Source organism: Halomonas sp. BN3-1 (assembly GCF_003056325.1).
In the GTDB taxonomy this organism is placed as follows: domain Bacteria; phylum Pseudomonadota; class Gammaproteobacteria; order Pseudomonadales; family Halomonadaceae; genus Halomonas; species Halomonas litopenaei.
Map to the genome: position 1 here is coordinate 1 of NZ_PYVV01000063.1, position 381 is coordinate 381.

The 381-nt window shown below is 57.2% G+C and carries 1 protein-coding gene; it reads left to right on the top strand.

Going from position 1 to position 381, the window contains the following annotated elements; all coding sequences use genetic code 11:
* Nucleotides 1-381 (top strand): tetratricopeptide repeat protein (locus C9F12_RS22320; protein ID WP_162816570.1); only part of this gene is annotated, 381 nt, incomplete at both ends.

Consider the following 381-nt stretch of genomic DNA (forward strand, 5'->3'; position numbering starts at 1 on the left):
CGGACTGGTGGAGCAAGATATCCAGCAGGCGAGAATATGGTTCACCCGTGCAGCCGAACAGGGCGACGCCGAATCAGCCTCACAGCTTGCCGGCATCTATCGTAAAGGCCTCGGCGTGCCCAAGGATGAGCGAGCAGCCTTCGAGTGGTTAAAGCGTGCCGAAAATATGCCATTCGATGGACGTATTAGTCATGGCGGCCTTGCAGTGTACTACGAAGAAGGCATCGGTACCGAGGTCGATTTAGTCCAGGCCTACAAGTACTATGACCTCCGGGACCCTGCCGGAGCGCCTGATAAACGACGGCTTGCCGAGCAGATGACGCCGGATCAAATACGGCAAGCCATCGAGCTCTCTAGAGCCTGGCAGGAGGAGCATGGCAT